The sequence below is a fragment of the Acidovorax sp. LjRoot118 genome (assembly GCF_964253575.1).
Classification (GTDB): domain Bacteria; phylum Pseudomonadota; class Gammaproteobacteria; order Burkholderiales; family Burkholderiaceae_C; genus Acidovorax.
In genome coordinates this window covers 6,249,450-6,269,580 of the sequence record NZ_CAXURB020000001.1, presented here as the reverse complement: position 1 = coordinate 6,269,580, position 20,131 = coordinate 6,249,450, and the positions used below count along the sequence as shown (strand labels likewise).

The 20,131-nt window shown below is 68.1% G+C and carries 20 protein-coding genes and 1 riboswitch; of the genes, 13 read left to right on the top strand and 7 right to left on the bottom strand.

What is annotated here, in order from left to right; translation table 11 throughout:
* Window positions 1-15 precede the first annotated feature (15 nt).
* Window positions 16-804, top strand: a complete 789-nt coding sequence (locus ACSQ9E_RS29510) for an SDR family oxidoreductase (protein WP_057200538.1) — start codon at window positions 16-18, stop codon at window positions 802-804.
* Between the two features lie 135 nt (window positions 805-939).
* Here the strand turns inward: ACSQ9E_RS29510 and ACSQ9E_RS29505 are convergent, their stop codons facing one another.
* Window positions 940-1,527 carry an RNA recognition motif domain-containing protein gene (locus ACSQ9E_RS29505; protein ID WP_057200537.1) on the bottom strand — a complete coding sequence of 196 codons (588 nt, stop codon included), beginning with the start codon at window positions 1,525-1,527 and terminating at the stop codon, window positions 940-942.
* A 282-nt stretch (window positions 1,528-1,809) separates the two neighbouring features.
* Window positions 1,810-2,211, bottom strand: a complete 402-nt coding sequence (locus ACSQ9E_RS29500; RefSeq protein WP_057200811.1) for an RNA recognition motif domain-containing protein — start codon at window positions 2,209-2,211, stop codon at window positions 1,810-1,812.
* 243 nt (window positions 2,212-2,454) lie between these two features.
* A riboswitch (yybP-ykoY riboswitch) is annotated at window positions 2,455-2,633 on the top strand.
* A 21-nt stretch (window positions 2,634-2,654) separates the two neighbouring features.
* Here ACSQ9E_RS29500 and ACSQ9E_RS29495 point away from each other — a divergent pair.
* The 4 genes from ACSQ9E_RS29495 (at window position 2,655) to ACSQ9E_RS29480 (ending at window position 6,292) form a co-directional block, all read left to right on the top strand.
* The gene (locus ACSQ9E_RS29495; RefSeq protein WP_436219906.1) at window positions 2,655-3,227 is read left to right on the top strand and encodes a TMEM165/GDT1 family protein; all 573 of its coding nucleotides are present in this window, start codon (window positions 2,655-2,657) and stop codon (window positions 3,225-3,227) included.
* Window positions 3,228-3,368: 141 nt separating this feature from the next.
* Entirely contained in the window at window positions 3,369-4,499 is a 1,131-nt protein-coding gene (gene metX, locus ACSQ9E_RS29490) for a homoserine O-succinyltransferase MetX (RefSeq protein ID WP_436219905.1), read from the top strand.
* Window positions 4,496-5,080, top strand: a complete 585-nt coding sequence (gene metW, locus ACSQ9E_RS29485; protein ID WP_057200534.1) for a methionine biosynthesis protein MetW — start codon at window positions 4,496-4,498, stop codon at window positions 5,078-5,080. Before metX ends, metW begins: the two co-directional genes overlap by 4 nt.
* 81 nt (window positions 5,081-5,161) lie before the next feature.
* Window positions 5,162-6,292, top strand: coding sequence for a glycerophosphodiester phosphodiesterase (locus tag ACSQ9E_RS29480; protein WP_057200533.1), 1,131 nt, complete (start codon window positions 5,162-5,164; stop codon window positions 6,290-6,292).
* On the opposite strand, the gene ACSQ9E_RS29475 is transcribed toward ACSQ9E_RS29480, so the two are convergent.
* Both ACSQ9E_RS29475 and ACSQ9E_RS29470 read right to left on the bottom strand, forming a co-directional pair.
* On the bottom strand, window positions 6,293-6,904 hold the full coding sequence (locus ACSQ9E_RS29475; protein ID WP_436219904.1) for an NAD(P)H-dependent oxidoreductase: 612 nt from the start codon (window positions 6,902-6,904) through the stop codon (window positions 6,293-6,295).
* A gap of 95 nt (window positions 6,905-6,999) precedes the next feature.
* The gene (locus tag ACSQ9E_RS29470) at window positions 7,000-7,437 is read right to left on the bottom strand and encodes a MerR family transcriptional regulator (protein WP_057200531.1); all 438 of its coding nucleotides are present in this window, start codon (window positions 7,435-7,437) and stop codon (window positions 7,000-7,002) included.
* A gap of 98 nt (window positions 7,438-7,535) precedes the next feature.
* On the opposite strand from ACSQ9E_RS29470, the gene otnI reads away from it, so the two are divergent.
* From otnI to ACSQ9E_RS29440, 6 genes are all read left to right on the top strand, one after another.
* Window positions 7,536-8,354 carry a 2-oxo-tetronate isomerase gene (gene otnI / locus ACSQ9E_RS29465; RefSeq protein ID WP_057200810.1) on the top strand — a complete coding sequence of 273 codons (819 nt, stop codon included), beginning with the start codon at window positions 7,536-7,538 and terminating at the stop codon, window positions 8,352-8,354.
* Window positions 8,355-8,488: 134 nt separating this feature from the next.
* A complete protein-coding gene (locus ACSQ9E_RS29460) occupies window positions 8,489-10,462 on the top strand; it encodes a methyl-accepting chemotaxis protein (RefSeq protein ID WP_057266942.1) in 1,974 nt (657 codons plus the stop codon).
* A gap of 92 nt (window positions 10,463-10,554) precedes the next feature.
* A complete protein-coding gene (locus ACSQ9E_RS29455; protein WP_436219903.1) occupies window positions 10,555-11,781 on the top strand; it encodes a GGDEF domain-containing protein in 1,227 nt (408 codons plus the stop codon).
* A 69-nt stretch (window positions 11,782-11,850) separates the two neighbouring features.
* Entirely contained in the window at window positions 11,851-13,341 is a 1,491-nt protein-coding gene (locus ACSQ9E_RS29450) for a M20 family metallopeptidase (RefSeq protein ID WP_057200528.1), read from the top strand.
* Window positions 13,342-13,415: 74 nt separating this feature from the next.
* Window positions 13,416-13,940, top strand: coding sequence for a TlpA family protein disulfide reductase (locus ACSQ9E_RS29445; RefSeq protein ID WP_436219902.1), 525 nt, complete (start codon window positions 13,416-13,418; stop codon window positions 13,938-13,940).
* Window positions 13,941-14,128: 188 nt separating this feature from the next.
* Window positions 14,129-15,034, top strand: coding sequence for an alpha/beta hydrolase (locus tag ACSQ9E_RS29440; RefSeq protein WP_057266938.1), 906 nt, complete (start codon window positions 14,129-14,131; stop codon window positions 15,032-15,034).
* Window positions 15,035-15,085: 51 nt separating this feature from the next.
* On the opposite strand, the gene ACSQ9E_RS29435 is transcribed toward ACSQ9E_RS29440, so the two are convergent.
* Both ACSQ9E_RS29435 and ACSQ9E_RS29430 read right to left on the bottom strand, forming a co-directional pair.
* The gene (locus tag ACSQ9E_RS29435; protein ID WP_057200525.1) at window positions 15,086-15,565 is read right to left on the bottom strand and encodes a YidB family protein; all 480 of its coding nucleotides are present in this window, start codon (window positions 15,563-15,565) and stop codon (window positions 15,086-15,088) included.
* Between the two features lie 146 nt (window positions 15,566-15,711).
* Complete coding sequence (locus tag ACSQ9E_RS29430; RefSeq protein ID WP_157412365.1) at window positions 15,712-17,073, bottom strand: M20/M25/M40 family metallo-hydrolase; 1,362 nt, start codon at window positions 17,071-17,073, stop codon at window positions 15,712-15,714.
* 140 nt (window positions 17,074-17,213) lie between these two features.
* Here ACSQ9E_RS29430 and ACSQ9E_RS29425 point away from each other — a divergent pair, with 140 nt between their 5' ends.
* The gene (locus ACSQ9E_RS29425; RefSeq protein ID WP_057200524.1) at window positions 17,214-18,125 is read left to right on the top strand and encodes a LysR family transcriptional regulator; all 912 of its coding nucleotides are present in this window, start codon (window positions 17,214-17,216) and stop codon (window positions 18,123-18,125) included.
* 3 nt (window positions 18,126-18,128) lie between these two features.
* Here the strand turns inward: ACSQ9E_RS29425 and ACSQ9E_RS29420 are convergent, their stop codons facing one another.
* Complete coding sequence (locus ACSQ9E_RS29420; RefSeq protein WP_436219901.1) at window positions 18,129-19,301, bottom strand: MFS transporter; 1,173 nt, start codon at window positions 19,299-19,301, stop codon at window positions 18,129-18,131.
* Between the two features lie 212 nt (window positions 19,302-19,513).
* On the opposite strand from ACSQ9E_RS29420, the gene trhA reads away from it, so the two are divergent.
* Window positions 19,514-20,131 (top strand): PAQR family membrane homeostasis protein TrhA, encoded by a 618-nt coding sequence (gene trhA / locus ACSQ9E_RS29415; protein ID WP_057200522.1) that lies wholly within the window; start codon window positions 19,514-19,516, stop codon window positions 20,129-20,131.

Sequence of the window (20,131 nt, the reverse complement as noted above, 5' to 3'; positions counted from 1 at the left end):
ACCACCAAAGCCCCCATGACCCTGCAGCAGCAACCACTACTGGCCTTCATCACCGGCGCCTCCAGCGGCATCGGCCAGGCCCTGGCCCTGCGCTTTCACCAGGCGGGCTACCGCCTGGCCTTGGTGGCGCGCCGCACCGAGGAGGTCAAGGCCTGGGCGATCGCGCAAGGCATCGACCCTGCAGACTATGAGATCTACAGCGCCGACGTCTCGGTGGTGGACAGCATCGTCGCCGCCGGGCGCGACTGCCTTGTGCGCCAGGGCACGCCCGACGTGGTGATCGCCAATGCCGGCATCAGCGTGGGCATGGACACGGCGGTGCGTGGCGACATCGACGTCATGGCCCGCACCTTTGCCACCAACAACATTGGCATGGCCGCCACCTTCCACCCCTTCGTCGATGCCATGGTGCAGCGCAAGAGCGGCACCTTCGTGGGCATCGGCAGCGTGGCCGGCATCCGCGGACTGCCCGGGCATGGCGCCTACTGCGGCAGCAAGGCGGCGGTGATCAGCTACTGCGAGAGCCTGCGCGGCGAGATGCGGCCCCATGGCGTGCGCGTGGTCACCATCTCGCCGGGCTACATCGACACGCCGCTGACCCAGCACAACCGCTATGGCATGCCCTTCCTCATGAAGGCCGGGGATTTTGCCGAGCGGGCATTCCGGGCCATCACTGCAGGCGCCACCTACCGCGTGATCCCCTGGCAGATGGGGGTGGTCGCCAAACTCATGCGCCTGCTGCCCAACGTGGTGTTCGACAAGGCACTGGCGGGGCGGCCGCGCAAGCGCAGAATGGACGAGTAGCCCCCTGAGTCGCTTCCCGCCGTCCCCCAGCGCGGCGGGGCGGCCCTTGCCATGAAGCATGAAAGGCACTTCCTTGGCAGGCTTCAGACGTGAAAAAAGCCCCCGAAGGGGCTTTGTTGCTGGGGAGCATGGGGCTCAGTAGCCGCCGTTGCCGCCACCGCCGTAACCGCCGCCACCACCACTGCGGCCACCGCCGCCACCGCCGTTGCGCGAACCAGAGCCGTAAGGGCTGCGAAAGCCGCCTTCGCTGCGGCCACCACCACCGTAGCCGCCACCGCCGCCGCCATCACCGCGACCGCCGCCATAGCCACCACCGCCGCCACCTTCACGGCCACCGCCGCCGTAGCCACCGCCACCGCCTTCACGGCCGCCGCCACCACCGTAGCCGCCACCGCCGCCGCTGCGGCCACCACCACCACCGCCGCCATAACCGCCACCACCGCCGCCGAAACCACCGCTGCGCGGTGGGCGGGGCTCCATCGGACGTGCTTCATTCACCACGATGCTGCGGCCACCCAGGGGCTGGCCGTTCATGCCGTTGATGGCGGCCTGGGCTTCGGGGTCACTGCCCATTTCAACAAATCCGAAACCCTTGGAGCGGCCCGTGTCACGCTCCATCATCACTTTGGCACTGGTCACTGCGCCAAATTGGCCAAAGGCCTGCTCCAGATCGCTGTCACGTACCGAGTACGGCAAATTGCCAACGTACAGTTTGTTGCCCATCGAGGGACTCCTCAAAAACACATGGATAAAGCGATGGAGTCCCGATACCGCAGCCAGCTAATCTCAATGACGCTCTCAGCGCGAAACTGACGGATCACCGCAAACTTGAGACGGGCAAAAGCCCGCCAACCCATTATGCGCCACAAATTTCCCAAAAAAGCAAGCTGCATGACAGCCCCGGGCCCGGTGTGGTGACAATGCCGCAGGCATGAAAAAAGGAGCCCGAAGGCTCCTTGTTTTTGTCGTCAGCAGGCAAAGCCTGCCGGGACGGGTGTGCGCTGCTTAGTAGCTGCTACGGCCACCGCCGTAACCACCACCGCCGCCGCCACCGCTACGGCCGCCACCGCCGCCGCCGTAACCGCCGCCGCCGCCACCACCGTAGCCACCGCCACCACCACCGCCGCCACCGAAGCCACCGCTACGGGGAGCGCGGGGCTCCATGGGGCGGGCTTCGTTGACCACGAGGTCACGGCCACCGAAGTTGGTGCCATGCACGCCTTGGATGGCGGCTTGTGCTTCGGCATCGCTGCCCATTTCGACAAAGCCGAAACCCTTGGAACGACCGGTGTCGCGCTCCATCATGACCTTGGCGCTGCCAACCGAGCCGTACTGGCTGAAGGTTTGCTGCAGGTCTTCGTCGCGGAAGCTGTAGGGCAGGTTGCCCACGTAAAGTTTGTTGCCCATGAAGGACTCCTGAAAAAACATGAAAACGCGATGGAGCCCGACGCAATCAACAAACCTGTGACGACTTCAAAGACGCGAAACTGACCATTCACCGCTAACCTAACTGCCTTGCTGCTAAGCAGAAAAGCGAAGTCATTATTAATCACTTTTGTCGCTTGTGGGGTTTTATTTCAGCAAACGCTCCGAAGGCCTGCTTTTTATCCACTGGGGTGGGCAGGGTTTCACCTTAGATTCGTATACAATCACAGCGTCTTTGGGGAGTAGCCCGCCCGGTCGCAACATGCGCCGGGGGCATGCGTCAACATACTTGGGTTCCTTGAAACCTATGGCGCATGCGGTTCTTGAGCTGGGCGAGACCATTGACTGCATGCCGATCCAATGGCCGGAGTCGGAGTGCAGTCAATGTGCGTCTCATAACAATCCGGCCGGATTGACCCCACCCCATGGAAGCCTTCTTCGTTTCGACCGCCATCGTCGCCCTTGCCGAGATGGGCGACAAGACCCAACTGCTGGCACTGGTACTCGCTGCCCGTTTCCGCAAACCCTGGCCCATCGTCCTCGGAATTCTGGTCGCCACGCTGGCCAACCACGGCTTGGCCGGCGCGTTGGGCGCCTGGGTCACCACCATGCTGGGACCGCAGATGCTGCGCTGGATCCTGGGCGCATCCTTCATCGCCATGGCCATCTGGATGCTGATCCCCGACAAGCTCGACGAGGAAGAGACCGGCGGCACCCCGCGCTGGGGCGTCTTCGGCACCACGCTGATCGCCTTCTTCCTGGCCGAGATGGGTGACAAGACCCAGATCGCCACGGTGATGCTAGCCGCCCAGTACAACGCCTACCTGTGGGTGGTGATGGGCACCACGCTCGGCATGATGCTGGCCAACGCCCCCGTGGTGTGGCTGGGCGAACGCATCACACGGCGCGTGCCGATCCGTGCGGTGAACCTGGTGTCCGCAGGCATCTTCCTGGTCCTGGGCGGCATCGCGCTGTTCGCGCCCTTGGCCTCTTCCTGAGGGAGTGCGGCCGGCGCCCGGCTTTGGTATAGTTCTCCTCGCGCCGATTTGCCATAGCTTGCGGGCGCTTTATAAATTCTGCTAAAGACCCGACCGACACCCAAACCCCGGCCTCGTTTTTAGCGATGCCGGGTTTTTTTTATGTCGTTCATTGCCACACCCCAGTCCATGCGTTTCGAGGAGGTGCTGCCGCTGCAGAGCGGTGCATCCATCCGCGACTACGTGCTGGCCTACGAAACCTACGGCACGCTCAACGCCGAGCGCTCCAACGCCGTGCTGGTCTGCCACGCCCTGAACGCCTCGCACCACGTGGCCGGCGTCTATGAAGGCCAGCCGCGCAGCGAGGGCTGGTGGGACAACATGATCGGCCCGGGCAAGCCGGTGGACACCAACCGCTTCTTCGTGATCGGCGTGAACAACCTGGGTTCGTGCTTCGGCTCCACCGGCCCCATGCACACTCACCCGGACAAGGGCGAGGTCTATGGCGCCGATTTCCCGGTGGTGACGGTGGAGGACTGGGTCAACGCCCAAGCCCGCCTGCTCGACCGCCTGGGCATCACCCAATTGGCCGCCGTGCTCGGCGGCAGCCTGGGCGGCATGCAGGCCCTGGGCTGGACGCTGCAGTACCCCGAGCGCATGCGCCATGCGGTGGTGGTGGCCAGCGCACCCAACCTTACGGCAGAGAACATCGCCTTCAACGAAGTGGCGCGCCGCGCCATCGTCACCGACCCGGACTTCCACGGCGGCCACTTCTACCGCCACGGCGTGATTCCCCAGCGCGGCCTGCGCATCGCGCGCATGATCGGCCACATCACCTACCTGAGCGACGACGTGATGAACGAGAAGTTCGGGCGCCAGCTGCGCGAGGGCCTCACGCCCAAATACAGTACCCAGGACATCGAGTTCCAGATCGAGAGCTACCTGCGCTACCAAGGCGACAAGTTCAGCGAGTATTTCGACGCCAACACCTACCTGCTGATCACCCGCGCGCTCGACTATTTCGACCCGGCGCTGCAGTACGGCGGCAGCCTCACGCAGGCGCTGGCCCGCGCAACGGCGAAGTTTCTGCTCATCAGCTTCACCACCGACTGGCGTTTTTCGCCCCAGCGCAGCCGCGAGATCGTCAAGGCCCTGCTCGACAACCGCCGCCGCGTGAGCTACGCCGAGATCGACGCGCCGCACGGGCACGACGCCTTCCTGCTCGACGACCCGCGCTACATGGACACCATGCGCTCGTATTTCGACGCCATTGCCAAGGAGCACCACGCATGACCGAGAAAGCCACCATGCAGGCGCTGGCGCGCCTGGTACCCGCAGGTTCGCGCGTGCTCGACCTGGGCTGCGGCGATGGTGCCATGCTGTCCTACCTGCAGCGCGAGCGCGGCTGCAGCGGCTACGGCATCGAGATCGCCGACGCCAACGTGCTGGCCTGCGTGCGCCGCGGGGTGGACGTGATCCAGCTCAACCTGGACGAGGGCCTGGCCATGTTCGGCGACAACAGCTTCGACGTGGTGCTGCAGATCGACACGCTGCAGCACCTGCGCAACGCCGAGGTGATGCTGCGCGAGACGGCCCGCGTGGGTCGCACCGGCATCGTCGCCTTCCCCAACTTCGCGCACTGGCCCAACCGCCTGTCCATACTGCGCGGGCGCATGCCGGTCACGCGGCGCCTGCCCTACCAGTGGTACGACACGCCCAACATCCGCGTGGGCACCTACAAGGATTTCGAGGTGCTGGCGCACAAGAACGAGCTGCGCGTGCTCGAGTCCTTCGGCCTGCAGGACGGCAGGGAAGTGCGCTTCCTGCCCAACGTGATGGCCGGCACGGCGGTGTTCCACTTCGAACACGCCTGAGCGTTCGCAGGCGTGCGCCATGCGCACGTCACGCAACCGGTTTATGGTGGAAGGCTGGAGATAACCGTCCCGGAGAACACCATGCGCCTTCTGCCCCTGAAATCCGCTCTTGCCGCCGCCATCCTTTGCACCCTGGCCCTTGGCGCCGCCGCCCAGCAGGCCTGGCCGCCCACCCCCACGGTGATCGCGCACCGCGGCGCCTCGGCGCTGCGCCCGGAGCACACGCTGGCGGCCTACCAGAAGGCCATCGACGACGGTGCCGACATCATCGAGCCGGACCTGGTGATCACCAAGGACGGGGTGCTGGTGGCCCGGCACGAGAACGCCATCGCCATCCTCAACGCCGACGGCTCGGTGAAGGAAGCCACCACCGACGTGGTGGACCGCCCCGAGTTCGCGGCGCGCAAGGCCACACGCAGCATCGACGGCCAGGCCATCACCGGCTGGTTCACCGAGGACTTCACGCTGGCTGAGCTCAAGACCCTGCGCGCGCGCGAGCGCATCCCGGCGCAGCGCCCGGCCAACGTGGCCTACAACGGCCAGTTCGAGATCCCCACGCTGCAGGAGGTGATCGACCTGGCCAAGGCGCAGAGCGCCAAGACCGGCCGCACCATCGGCATCTACCCGGAGACCAAGCACCCGACCTACTTCCAGTCCATCGGCCAGCCGCTGGAAGCACCGCTGCTTGCCGTGCTCGAAAAGAACGGCTGGAACCACAAGGACGCGCCGGTGTTCGTGCAATCCTTCGAGGTGGCCAACCTGCAGGCCATCCGCAAGCTGAGCACGGTGCGCCTGGTGCAGTTGGTGGCGCCCTCAGGCCGGCCTTACGACTTTGTCGCCCAGGGCGCTGCCAACACGCGCAGCTATGCCGACCTGGTCACGGCCGAGGGCCTCAGGCAAGTGGCGACCTACGCCAATGCCGTCGGCCCCTACAAGACACTGGTGGTGCCAGTGAAGGACGGTGCCCTCGGCGAGCCCACGGCACTGGTGGCCAACGCCCGCGCAGCGGGCCTGGCAGTGCATATCTGGACCCTGCGGCCCGAGAACAGTTTCCTGCCCGCCAGCCTGCGCAAGGCCCCGTCCAGCGACGCCAATGCGCGAGGTGACAGCGTGGCCGAGATCACTGCCTACCTGCGCGCGGGCGTGGACGGCTTCTTTACCGACGACTCGGCCGTAGGCCGCGCCGCCGTGCAGGCGTTCACCGGGAAATAATCAGGACGCCGTGTCGGCAGTCGGCGCGCGGCCGCCATGCCGCGCACCCAGGGCGCGCGCCTGCGCCACCCATGCGCCCAGGCGTTTCGCATCGGCCGTGCGCACCGGGCCGAAGCTGCGCACCTTGACCGGCCGGATGCCGCAAAACTCCAGGATGGCCTTCTTCATCTGCTGGTGCCCCGGCATGTGCGTGACCCAGCGGAAGTACCAGGGCGGCGAGTCCATGGTCACCAGCAGCTCGGCCGTGCGGCCCGCCAGCAGCCGGTCCCACAGCGAGGAGCCCTGGCGGTACTTGAAGGCATACCCGGGCAAAAAGACCCGGTCGATGAAACCCTTCAACAGCGCCGGCATGGCGCCCCACCAGATGGGATAAACCCAGACCAGGTGCTCGGCCCAGGTGATGTCGGCCTGCGCAGCCACCAAGTCGGGCTCCAGGGGCTGCTCGCCCCGGTACCCGGCCTGCAGCCGGGGATCGAAGTGCAGGGTGGACAGGTCCAGCCGCCGCACTTCGGCGCCGGCGGCCTGCGCGCCCTCGGCGTAGGCGGTCGCCATGCCTGCGCACAGGCTGTTGGGGGCAGGGTGGCCAAGGATGACCAGAATGCGTTGCGCCACGAGAACTCCCGAAAAGTGGTTGAGTTCCCCATGCTCACCTTGCCCCACGGGGCAGAGTCAAGCAGCGGGATCAGGCTTTCCGGAAAGGAGCGGCGTCAGGCGCTGGCGTGGCCCAGGGGGACCAATTGGCGCAATGGGCCCAAGTGCGCATCCGGCGCGGCGCAGGCCTGCGGCGTGGCGGGGACTGCCATGGCATCGCAGGCGTACAACTCGGCCTCCAGTGCCGCCAGTTGTCCATCAAGCACTGCCAGGCGCGCCATCTCCCGGGCCAGCGCCGCGCGCCGCTGCGCCAGCAGACCGGCCATGCGTGCCCAACCAGCGCTGCTGTGCAGGTCGGGCAGGCCCTCCAGTTGCGCCAGGCTGAACCCCAGACCCTGCGCCTGGCGGATGAGCTGCACACGCGCCACGTCGCCCTCGCCGTAGTGGCGGTAGCTGCCGTCGCGCGCCACCGTGCCCAGCAGGCCGCGCGCCTCGTACAGGCGGATGGCCTTGGGCGTGGTGCCGGTGCGTTGGGCAAGTTCTCCGATGCGCATGGGGAGGGTTCCTGAAGGGGGTGGGCGGTGGAGGGGATGGCTCCACCGCAAAATAGTAGCCTACGCACGTCCTGGCCCTCCACCTTTTGCCCACCACCATGCCCCAGTTCGCCGCCAACCTGAGCCTGATGTACACCGAGCTGCCCTTCCTCGCGCGCTTCGCCGCTGCCTCACGCGACGGCTTTGCTGCGGTGGAATGCCAGTTCCCCTATGCCTTCGCCCCGATCGAGCTGGCGGCGCGGCTGGCCGACAACGGCCTGGCGATGGTGCTGCTCAACGCCCCGCCCAGCGGCACCGACCGCGCCAGCATGGCCACGGCCTGGGAGCAGCAGGCGCGCGGCACGGCGGCGTTGCCGGGGCGTGAGGCGGAGTTTCGCCGCGGCGTGCAGGAAGCGCTGGAATATGCAGACGCCCTGGGCTGCCCGCGCATCCACGTGCTCTCGGGCATGGTACCGGCCGGGGTCGAGCGCGAATCGCTCAAGGGCCTGTGCGTGGACAACCTGCGCTGGGCGGCGGCCGAGGCGGCGCAGAGCGGGCGCGAGATCCTGATCGAGCCCATCAACCTGCGCGACATGCCGCGCTACTTCCTGAACCGCCAGGACCATGCCCATGAGCTGCTCGACGCGGCGCAGATGGACAACCTCAAGGTGCAGATGGACCTGTACCACTGCCAGATCGTGGAGGGCGACGTGGCCAGCAAGCTGCGCCGCTACCTGCCCACGGGCCGCGTGTCGCACCTGCAGGTGGCGGGCGTGCCCGAGCGCCAGGAGCCCGATCGGGGCGAGCTGCACTACCCCTACCTCTTCGACCTGATCGACAGCCTGGGCTACGCCGGCTGGGTGGGCTGCGAGTACCGGCCGGCCGCCGGCACCTCCGAAGGCCTCGGATGGCTTGAGAGGACGCAATCAGGCCACTGACTCCCGGCTAAGCAGGTGTGGTACGCAGCTCTGCGTAAGGGAATGCGTGAATAAATGTAACAGGCACTCGGGCTTAGAGTGAACGCAGACCGGCACAGCCGGCAATGCGCATTCACTTTCAGGAGACAAACCCCGTGTCAGCCCCCCTTGCCAACAACCGTTCCGTCGCACGCCAGGTCACGCTCATGGCCATTGCCCTGGTGGCGCTGGTCATGGTGCTCGTGGGCCTGGCCATCGCCGTGCTGACCGAGCGCAACACGCGCGCCCAATTGATCGCCAGCGTGGGCGACACCGCGCAGAGCGTGGCCCAGTCGCTGGACGCAGCCGACAACACCAACCGCGAACTGGTGCAGCTCACGATGAAGGGCTTTCAGCGCTACTTCGACGCGGCCATGCACCTGGACGAGGCCACGGGCGAGCTGCGCAGCTACGGCGCCCTGGTCAACGAGGACTATGGCTCGGTGGACAAGTTTGCCAACGAGACCGGGGGCATCGCCACGGTGTTCGCGCGCAAGGGCGAGGAGTTCATGCGCATCACCACCTCGGTCAAGAACGACAAGGGCGAGCGCCAGCAGGGCACGCCGCTGGCGCGCACCGACCCGGCCTATGCGGCCGTGAGCAAGGGCGAGCCCTACACCGGCGTCACCGTGGTGGGCGGCAAGCCCTATATGGGCCACTACCTGCCCACCAAGGACGGCGCGGGCAAGGTGACGGCCGTGCTGTTCATCGGCAACGACATCAGCGTGTTCCACACCATGCTGCAAAAGCAGGTCGCGCAGACGCGCTTCTTCGAGCATGGCGGCACCTACGTGGTGAACCCCGGCGCCGGGCTGGACAAGGCCCAGTTCGTCTACCACCCGAGCGCCGGCGGCAAGCGCGTGCTGGAGGCCTACCCCCAGGCCGGCCCGTTCCTGGAGGCGCTGGCCGCCTCGCAGGACGGCTATGTGCGCGAGGCCGTGCCGCTGCTGGGCCAAGGCGCAGAGGACCCCTTCGCCCTGGTGCGCAAGACCGCTGGCGGCTGGTGGGTGGTGGCCGAGGTGCCCTACGGGGAGGCCATGGCCGGCCAGCGCCGCGTGACCCTGGCCGTGTGGGCGCTGATGGCGGTGGCCGTGGCGTTGCTGGCCGTGGGCCTGTTCCTGATGCTGCGCCGCGGCGTGAGCCGCCCGCTGCGCGACCTGACCCAGGCCATCACCCTGGTGGCGCAGGGCGACCTGACGCAGGTGTTCCACACCACGCGGCGCGACGAGATCGGTGCGCTGGTGCAGGAGGTCGAGGGCATGCGCCAGCGCTACACGCAGATGCTGCAGCAGGTACGCACCGCCGTGGACAGCATCGGCACCGCCAGCGCCGAGATCGCCAGCGGCAACCAGGACCTGTCGGCCCGCACCGAGGCCACGGCCAGCAGCCTGGCGCAGACGGCCCAGAGCATGGACCATCTGACCACCACCGTGCGCCAGTCGGCCGATGCCGCGCGCCAGGCCAACCAGTTGGCCAACACCGCCGCCGAAGTGGCCGCGCGCGGCGGGCAGGTGGTGGGCGAGGTGGTGACCACCATGGGCGAGATCAACCAGAGTTCGCGCAAGATCGCCGACATCATCGGCGTGATCGACTCGATTGCCTTCCAGACCAACATCCTGGCGCTGAATGCCGCCGTGGAAGCGGCCCGCGCCGGCGAGCAGGGCCGGGGCTTTGCCGTGGTGGCCAGCGAGGTGCGCAGCCTGGCCGGACGCAGCGCGGACGCGGCCAAGGAGATCAAGCAACTGATCAACGCCTCGGTGGAGCGCGTCGAATCGGGCGCGCGACTGGTGCACAACGCGGGCACGACCATGGACGAGATCGTGGGCTCGGTGCAGCGCGTGGGCCACATCATCGGCGAGATCACGGCCGCCTCGGGCGCGCAGTCGGACGGCATCGGCCAGGTCAACACCGCCGTGAACCAGCTCGACCAGATGACGCAGCAGAACGCCGCCCTGGTCGAGGAATCGGCCGCCGCCGCGCACAGCCTGCGCGAACAGGCCACCCGGCTGGCCGGCGCGGTGCAGGTGTTCAAGCTCTCGGGCGTGCCGGCACTGGGCCTGTCGGCGGTGGAGGTGCCCGCCCTGCAGTAGGCGTGGCCGGCACTTTTTCTGACGGGAGTGGGCGGCGCCATCGTTTATCCTGAACTCCCTGCGGCCTTTGCCGCCCGTCCCGACTAAGTGCCATGGTTCCCTTCACTGCCGACGTGCCCACCATGCTGGTGATGATCATCCTGTCATCGCTGGCGGCCGCCTTGGCGATGGCCGTCGTGACCTGGGGCAAGCGCCGCGAAGGGGTGGAGCTGTGGGCCCTGGGCCTGCTGCTCAATGCCATGGCCTATGCCCTGTTCGCATCGCGCGGCCACATCCATGCCCTGCTGTCCATCGTGCTGGGCAATGTGCTGCTCAGCTGCATGTTCACCTGCCTGGCGGCGGCCCTGCTGCAATTCCAGGGCCGGCCGCTGCCCTGGCCCACCATGGCGGTCGCGCCGGTGCTCATGGCCGCCGGCATGGCCTGGTTCATCGACGACTATGCCGCGCGCGTGGTGCTGGCCGGGCTGCTGCTGGGGGCGCTGAACCTGTGGGCGCTGTGGATCCTGTTCTCGCGACGCGGGTCCACGCCCGGCCGCGGCACCTGGCTGGTCATGGCGGTCCTGGCCCTGCAGGCGCTGGTATTCCTGGTGCGCGTGGCCGTGATCGGCGGCAGCGACGATCCGGCCACCGGCATCATGCAGTCCAGCGGCGTGCAGACGCTGACCTTCAGCACCACCTTCATCGAGCTGATGGTGGCCACCATGGGCTTCATCTTCATGGCCCGGGACCGGGCAGACGAGAACAACCGCCGCCTGGCGGCGCTGGACCCCCTGACCGGCGTGGCCAACCGGCGCGCGGCCATCTCGGCGCTGGACCGCGACGTGGCGCGCGCGGTGCGCACGCGCGAATCCATCTCGGTGATGATGGTGGACATCGACCACTTCAAACGCGTCAACGACCACTACGGCCACCCCGTGGGCGACCAGGTGCTGTGCCACGTGGTCAACCTGCTGCGCGAGCGCCTGCGATCACAGGACCTGGTGAGCCGCTATGGGGGCGAGGAATTCCTCGTGGTGCTGCCCGACACCGACCTGATCGGCGCCCACCAGGTGGCGCGCCAGCTGTGCGAGTCGGTGTCCGGCGCGCGCTACCGGCACGAGGGCAAGGACATCAGCGTCACGGTGAGCATTGGCGTCTTCGGCGGCCGGCTGGAGCCGGGCGACAGCTGGGACATGCTGATCTCGGCCGCCGACCGGGCCCTGTACCGGGCCAAGGAGCTCGGGCGCAACCGGGTGGAGGCGGCCTTGGCCCTGCACCCGCCCTCGTCACCCTCCTCGCTCGACTCCAATCCCGAGACGCTGCCAACGTCTGAATACTGACCCGTGGCGCGCTGGCGCGCGTTGTGTTGGAATGTCGGTTTCATCCCATCCCGCCAGAGGAACACCACCATGAACGCCCGCGTCCCCCCCCACGCCCTGCAACCCGCACTGGCGCTCGAGCGGGTGAGTCAGGCGTGGGACACCGACATCCTGCGCCAGCTCACCGACTACATCGCCATCCCCGCCAAGTCGCCCGGCTTTGCCCCCGACTGGGCCGAGCTGGGCCTGCTCGACACCGTGGTGCGCAATGCCGCCACCTGGGTCGAAGCGCAGAAGGTGGCCGGCCTGCGCCTGGAGATCGTGCGCCTGGCAGGCCGCACCCCCGTGCTGTTCTTCGAGATCGACGCCACCGCGCCCGCCTCGGCCCAGACCGTGCTGATGTATGGCCACCTGGACAAGCAGCCCGAGTTCTCGGGCTGGCGCAATGACCTGGGCCCCTGGACGCCCAAGTACGAGGACGGCAAGCTCTACGGCCGCGGTGGCGCCGACGACGGGTATGCGGTGTACGCCAGCATTGCTGCCGTGCAGGAACTCAAGCGCCAGAACGTGCCGCACCCACGCATCGTGGGCCTGATCGAGACCTGCGAGGAAAGCGGCTCGGGCGACCTGCTGCCCTACATCAATGCCTTGAAGAGCCGCATGGGCGACGTGGCGCTGGTGGTCTGCATGGACTCGGGCGCCGGCAACTACGACCAGCTGTGGCTCACCACCAGCCTGCGCGGCATGGCCAGCGGCACGCTCAAGGTCGAGGTGCTGACCGAAGGCATCCACTCGGGCGACGCCTCGGGCCTGGTGCCTTCGTCGTTTCGCATCATGCGCCAGGTGCTCGACCGGCTGGAAGACAGCGCCACCGGCCGCCTGCTGCCCGCCAGCTTCCACTGCGAGGTGCCTGCGGACCGCCTGGCCCAAGCCCGCGCCACGGCCGCCATCCTGGGCGAGGAGGTGTACAGGCGCTTCCCCTGGGCGCACTACGACTGCGGCGGCTCCACCGCCTTTGCGCTGCCCACCACCACCGACCCGCTGCAGGCCCTGCTCAACCGCACCTGGACACCCACGCTCAGCGTGACCGGCGCCGAAGGCTTTCCGGCCCTTCAGGACGCGGGCAATGTGCTGCGCCCCTACACCGCCTTCAAGCTCAGCCTGCGCCTGCCCCCGCTGGTGGACGCGGCCCAGGCCGTACAGGAGCTCAAGACACTGCTGGAGGACAACGCCCCCTACCAGGCCCGGGTCACCTTCGACCACGGCGGCGGTGCCACGGGCTGGAACGCCCCGGCCACCACGCCCTGGTTCGAGCGGGCGCTCAACGAGGCATCAGAGGCGCACTTCGGCGCGCCCTGCGGCTACATCGGCCAGGGTGGCACCATCCCGCTCATGAACATGCTCAGCGAAGGCTTCCCTCAGGCGCAGATGATGGTCTGCGGCGTGCTCGGCCCCAAGAGCAATGCCCACGGCCCCAACGAGTTCCTGCATGTGCCGTATGCCAAGCGCCTCACGGCATCGGTGGCCCACGTGATCGCGGCCATGGCCGCCGAGCAGGCTGCGCCAGCCACCCCGGCCTGAGAGGCTGAGAGTCTTTCCTCCTGCGCCCTGCCTTGGCGGGGCGCCGGTTTACCGCTTCCCTGTTGCAGGCCCTGATGATGGACAAACGCGCGTTTCTACAGACCTTCACCGCATCGGCCCTGGCATCCACCCAGCTGGGTGCCTGGGCGCAGCCCGCACCCGTGCCGACAAAGGGTGCGCAGCACCAGCTGTCAGGCACCGGCAGCGATGGCAAGCCGGTCATGTTGTCCGACTTCAAGGGCAAGGTCTGCCTGGTGAGCTTTTTCACCGCCGGCTGCGCCCTGTGCGTCAACGAGCTGCGCCTGATGCGCGAGTTCTACACCAACAACCGCCAGCGCGACTTCGTGCTGCTGGGGGTGAACCTGGACGACAAGAGCGCGGATTTCATGCAGTACATCGACCTGCTCAAGGTGTCCGTGCCGGCGGAGCAGCGCTTTCCCATCGCCTGGCGCAACGCCCCAGGCCACCAGGACAGCTTCGGGGCCATCACGCGCAGGCCCACGCACTATGTGCTCAACCGCCAGCACCAGCAGGTGCTGCGGCGCGAGGGCAGTTTCCAGCCCACCGATTGGGACGACCTCTGGATCTCGCTGAACTAGGGCCTGTTAACAGGCCCTGAACCGTTGGGTACTCGCCATGGCCCGGACCTGCCAGGCCTGGCCCTGCATGAAATCCATTGACGGCGCTGCACGGCCCCGTCACGATGCCTGCGTGCGGCAGATTGTTGCCTGCGCGAACCTTTCCTGTCCGCCCCCGGGCCACGACGCTCACTTCTGCCGCCTGTCCGATGACCGAACCCGCTCCCTCCACCCTGACCACCTTCACCGCCAGCGACGGGGAGAATCTGGCCGTCCAGGACTGGCCGCTGCCACCGGGCCAGGCCCAGCGGGGCACCGTGCTGCTGGTGCATGGCCTGGGGGAGCATGTGGGCCGCTACGACGCGCTGGCGCGGCAACTGGGGGGCTGGGGCTTTGCCGTGCGCGGCTACGACCAGTACGGCCACGGCGAATCGAGCGGGCCGCGCGGCGGGCTCACCACCGACAGCCGGCTGCTCGACGACCTGGCCGACATGGTGGACGCTGTGCGCGCCCGCACCCCCGAGGGCTTGCCGCTGGTGCTGCTGGGCCACAGCATGGGCGGGCTGGTGGCCTCGCGCTTCGTCGCACTCGGCGTGCGGCCCGTGGATGCGCTGGTGCTGTCGTCCCCGGCGCTGGATCCGGGCCTGGGCGCGGTGCAAAAGCTGCTGCTGGCCACCTTGCCGCGCCTGGCACCCAACCTGCGCGTGGGCAATGGCCTGGATGCGCAGTACCTCTCGCACGACAATGCCGTGCCGGTCGCCTACCTGGCAGACCCGCTGTGCCATGACCGCATCAGTGCGCGCCTGGCGCGCTTCATTGCCGACGGCGGCCCGGCCACCGTGGCCGCAGCGGCCCAGTGGAAAGTGCCGACCCTGTTGATGTGGGCCGGCAGCGACAGGCTGGTGAACCCCGCTGGCAGCCGCGCCTTTGCGGCCGCCGCACCCAGCGCCCGGGTGCAGTCGCGCTGTTTCGAACCGCTGTACCACGAGCTGTTCAACGAGCGCTCCGATCTGGCTGCCCCCGTGTTCGAGACCCTGCGCCAGTGGCTGGACATGCGCTGCCCGGCACGCGCCAACAACGCGGCCACCCGGGGCCGGCTCGCTTCCGTCGCTTGATCGTGATCGGCCAGGGCCTGTAGACCAGCCCCGGTGATTCCTGCGTGTGGCTTACTTGCTCAGCAGGCCGCCGAGCATGCCGAACAGGTCGCTGCTGTGGCCCAGGCCGCCCTGGGGCGCATGGCCCTGCGGCGTGAGCTGGTCAAGCAGCCCCGGCAGCACCTGCGCCAGCTGGTTCGCCGCATCCGACTGGCCCACGCCCAGCTGCGATGCCACCTGCGACAGTGGGCCGGAGCCGAGCACGCGCGAGAGCTGGTCGCCCGAGATGGCCTGGTTGGTGCCGGAGCCGAGCCACGAGGCGATCATGTCGCCCAGCCCGGCCTGCTGGAATTTGGCCATCAGGCCGGGCAAGCCACCCACCGGGCCGTCATTGCTCACCAGCGACAGCACCGCCTGGATGAGCTGCGGATTCTGTGCGGCCAGCGCCACCAGCCCGCCCAGGCCACCACCGCCTTGCGCGGCCGAAGCACCGCCATGGCCCTGCGACGCGTTCTGAATGACAGCGCCCAGCACTGAATCGAGCAAACCCATGGTGATCTCCTGAAATAAGTCAGGGCAGGGCCGAAGCAGCCCGCCACCCGGAGATGGTACGCAGGCCAGGGCAGGCCCTGGTGTCAACAATGGTGAATTGTCCTACTGAGGGCCGCCGGTCGATAGGAGACCGCAAGCCTGCGGACTCACTTGGTGCGCGCAGGGCGCTTTTCGAGCAGGGGCTGGCTGATGCCCTGCACACCGACCAGGCCGAGCACGGTGACCAGCGAGTTCTGCGCACCCTTCCAGGCATCGGTCATGTCGATCCATTCCGACAGCGCGTGAAAGCCCCCGGTCTTGCCGCCGCCACCGATCACGATGGCCGGGATGCCCAGGGACATGGGCACGTTGGCGTCGGTGCTGGCACCGCTGAGCACCGTCTTGTGGCCGAACGCCGTGTTGGAGCGCACGGCGGCCTCGACCAGGATCGCATCCACCGGGGTGCGGCCGCCTGGGCGGTCGCCGATCAGCTTGCTGGACGCGCTCAGCGTGGTCACGCCCCAGCGCTGGTTTTCCTCCGCCACGGCCGCGTCCACGGCTGCCAGCACCTGCTTTTCGGTGGCCAGCAGCGGCTCCATCGCGTCGGAGCGGATGTCCACGGCCATCCGCGCCTCGGGGGCGATGGTGTTCACAGAAGTGCCGCCGCCCACCGTGCCCACGGTGAAGGTGGTCTTGGGCGAGGTCGGCGTGCGGATCTCGGAGATCTTGGCAATCGCCCGGCCCATGCCGTGGATGGCGCTCGGCACCTGGCCGAAGGCGGCATAGCTGTGGCCGCCCGGGCCCTTGAAGGTGACCTCGTGGCGGTGGCTGCCCGTGCCGAGCACCAGAACGGTGCCGTCCGGGGCGGGCTCCAGGGCCACCATGCCGTCGATGTCCAGGTGCTCGGCGAACAGGTGCTTCATGCCGCGCAGGTTACCGAGTTCCTCCTCGCCCACGTTGCCCACGAACACTAGGTCGCCCACGGTGGCGATGCGGTTGTCGTTGAGCACCTTGAGCCAGGACAGCAACACGGCCAAGCCGCGCGTGTTGTCGGAGATGCCGGGCGCATACAGGCGGCCGTCGCGCTCCTTGACCTTCACGTCGGTGCCAGCCGGGAACACCGTGTCCATATGGGCCGAGATCACCAGCTTGGGGCCCTGGCCCGTGCCCTTGCGCACGCCGACCACGTTGCCTTCGGCGTCGATGGCCGCATCGGTGAGCCCCAGCGCCTTCAGCCGGGTGAGGAAGGCTTCGGCGCGCTTTTGCTCCTTGAAGGGCGGCGCCTCGATCTCGGTGAGCAGCTTCAGGTCGCCGATCGAGCGCTCGTGGTCGGCCTTGACGGCCTCGAGCAGCTTCTGGATCTGCGGGGCGGCCATGAGCTGGGTGTAGGCCTGGTCCACGGCGGGGCGCAACTGGGTAGGCGTGGGGGCGACGGCCTGGGCATGGGCCGCACCGCCCAGCAGGGTGGCGACGGACAGGGCAACGGCGCTGGCCGCGAAGGCGAAACGGGGGGTACGGGTCTGGATCATGGTGGAAAGGAAAATTGACGAAACTACAAGAATGCGGACCGCCTGGCAGGCGACAAGCGGCACACTGCAACGGAGCATTGTTGGGCCGCAGCGCCGCTTTCGGCTCTGCTTTAATCTACCCACTCGTCAGTTTTTCTTACATGCACCGCCATATCCCCAGCACCCGCGCCCTGCTCATCTTCGACGCCGTGGCGCGCCACCATGGCGTGGGCAAGGCCGCCCAGGAGCTGTTTTTGACCCACAGCGCGGTGAGCCAGCAGCTGCGCCAGCTCGAAGGGCAACTGGGCTTGCAACTGGTGCGGCGCAGCGCGCGTGGCACCGATCTGACCGAGGTGGGCCGGCGCTACCACGCGCAAATCGTGGGTGACCTGCTGCGCCTGCAGAACCACACGCGCGAGGCCATGGCCCAGCGCGCCGACGGCACCAGCCTGCAGGTGGGCTGCGTGCCGGTGTTCGCCGAGCGCTGGCTGCTGCCGCGCCTGCCCACCTTCCTGGCCGAGGAGCCGGCCTGCAGCGTGCACCTGCAGGTCTACCCCACGCAAACCTACATGGCCGAGATCCCGTTCGACGTGGCCGTGCAATACGACGATGCGGCCTGGCCCGGCGCCCTGCAGCAGCCCCTGCTGCGCGAGGCCTGCGTGGCCGTATGCGCACCAGGGTCACGCCACCGGCGTGCCATGGAGCGCGGCGATTTCAGCGCCGTGCCGTTGCTGCAGCTCAGCTCGCGCCTGGGCGCCTGGGACGACTGGTTCGCCCACGCGGGCGTTGCCCACACGCCGGCTCACAGCCTGGGCGGGCACCGGTTCGATCTGTTCTCCATGCTCGTCGAGGCGGTGCGCGCGGACCTGGGGGTGGGCCTGGTACCGCGTTACTTCGTGGAGCGCGAGCTGCAATCGGGCGACCTGGCCCTGGCCCACCCTTTCGTGGACAGCGGCCTGCGCGGCTACAGCCTGTTCGTCGCGCGCGAACGGGCGCAAGAGCGCGCCGTCCAGGCCTTTGTCCACTGGCTCACGCAGGCCGTGGCTTCGCAAGTGCCTGTCACGGCACCCTGATGCTCAGGCTCTGCGGCGCTGCACTGCCAGCCACGCCAGGCCTGCACCCGTGACCACGATGGGTACCAGCGACCCCGCGTTGAGCAGCGTCCAGCCCTGGGTGGTGACCAGCACGCCCGACGAGAAGGCACTCACCGCCAGCGTCGCGAACACGCAGAAGTTGATGGCGGCCTGGGCGCGGTCCTTCTCCTCGGGCCGGTAGGCCGTCATGGCCAGCGTGGTGGCGCCCGTGAACAGGAAGTTCCAGCCCACGCCCAGCATGAACAGGGCAATGCCGAAGTGGTGCAGCTCCACCCCCGACAGCGCCACGGCCACGCAGGCGAAGTTCAGCAGCACCCCCGTGCCCATGACGGGCAGCACACCCAGGCGCTTGATCAGGTGGCCGGTGAAGAAGCCCGGCGCGAACATACCGATCACATGCCACTCCAGCACCAGTGCCGCCTGATCGAAGGCGAAGCCGCACACCTGCATGGCCAGCGGCGTGGCCGCCATCAGCAGGTTCATCACGCCATAGCCCAGCGCGGCGCCCAGGATGGCCACCACGAAGGCGGGCTGGCGCATCAGCTCGGCCAGAGGCCGGCCCTGTTGCGGCTGGCCTGCGGCGTCGAGCACAACGGGCGGCGGCGCGAAGCGGATAGCCGACATGCAGGTCATGGCCAGCAGTGCCACACCCATGAGCGCGACGTAGGCGCCGGCAAACGGCACCGGGAACAGCAGGCGCGTGGCACTGGCCAGGTTGGGGCCGGCCACGGCGCCCAGCAGGCCACCCGCCAGCACCAGGGAGACGGCCTTCTCACGGTAGGCCGGCACGGCCAGCTCTGCGGCCGCAAAGCGGTAGAGCTGGCCGTTGGCGCTGTAGTAGCCGGCCACCACGGTGGCCGCGCACAGCAGCCAGAACTGCGCGCTGAACGCGGCCCAGGCACACAGCGCGGCCGACAGCACGGCCACGGCCAGCCCGATCTGGAACGACACCTTGCGCCCCCAGCGCGCCTGCGTGGCCGCCACCAGCGCCGTGGACAGCGCGCCGCCCACCACGTAGCCCATCACCGGTAGCGTGGCCATCCAGCCATAGGGCGCCAGCTGCAGGCCCACGAGCCCGTTGATGGCGATGAAGACGACATTGTTGGTCAGGAAAAGGCCCTGGCACAGGGCCAGCAGCCAGAGGTTCTTGTTCATGCAGACGGGGGCGCCGGGCGCGAGGGCAGGGGAAGGAGGCGCCCATTGTGCACATCGAAATCCCTGGCAGGCGCGCCAGCGGCTGTGCATGTGCACCAACAGGAGTGCCCGGACGTTGCACAGGGATTGGAGCCCCTGCGTGGCACGGATTGTGTATGGTGGGCCATGCACGGCTGGCCTGTGGCGCTGCATGCATTGCAAAGGATGACCTTATGTACCACGGAGAACGTTTCAACAGCATCAGCCACCTGGTGGGCGCCGCCCTGGCCGTGGCCGGCACGGCAGTGCTCGTGGCGCTGGCCGCCCGGCTGGGCGACCCGTGGAAGATCGTGGGTTTCAGCATCTACGGGGCCATGCTGGTGGCGTTGTACACGGCATCCACCGCGTACCACAGCGTGCGCGGGCGCGCCAAGGAGATCCTGCAGAAGGTGGACCACTGCAGCATCTACCTGCTGATCGCGGGCAGCTACACGCCGTTTGCGCTGGTCTCGTTGCGCGGCGCCTGGGGCTGGTCGCTGCTGGGGGTCGTCTGGGGCCTGGCCCTGCTGGGCATCGCGCAGGAGATCTGGCTGGCCAAGGGCGCACGCGTGCTCTCGCTGGTGATCTATGTGCTGATGGGCTGGCTGGCCCTGGTGGCCGTGGTGCCGCTGTGGCAGGCGCTCACCCCCGCCGGCTTCGGCTGGCTGCTGGCGGGCGGCGCCTGCTACACCCTGGGTATCGTCTTCTACGCCACCGACCACAAGGTTCGCCACGGCCACGGGCTGTGGCACTTGTTCGTGCTGGGCGGCAGCATCTGCCACTTCGTCACCGTGCTGCTCTACGTGGCGTAG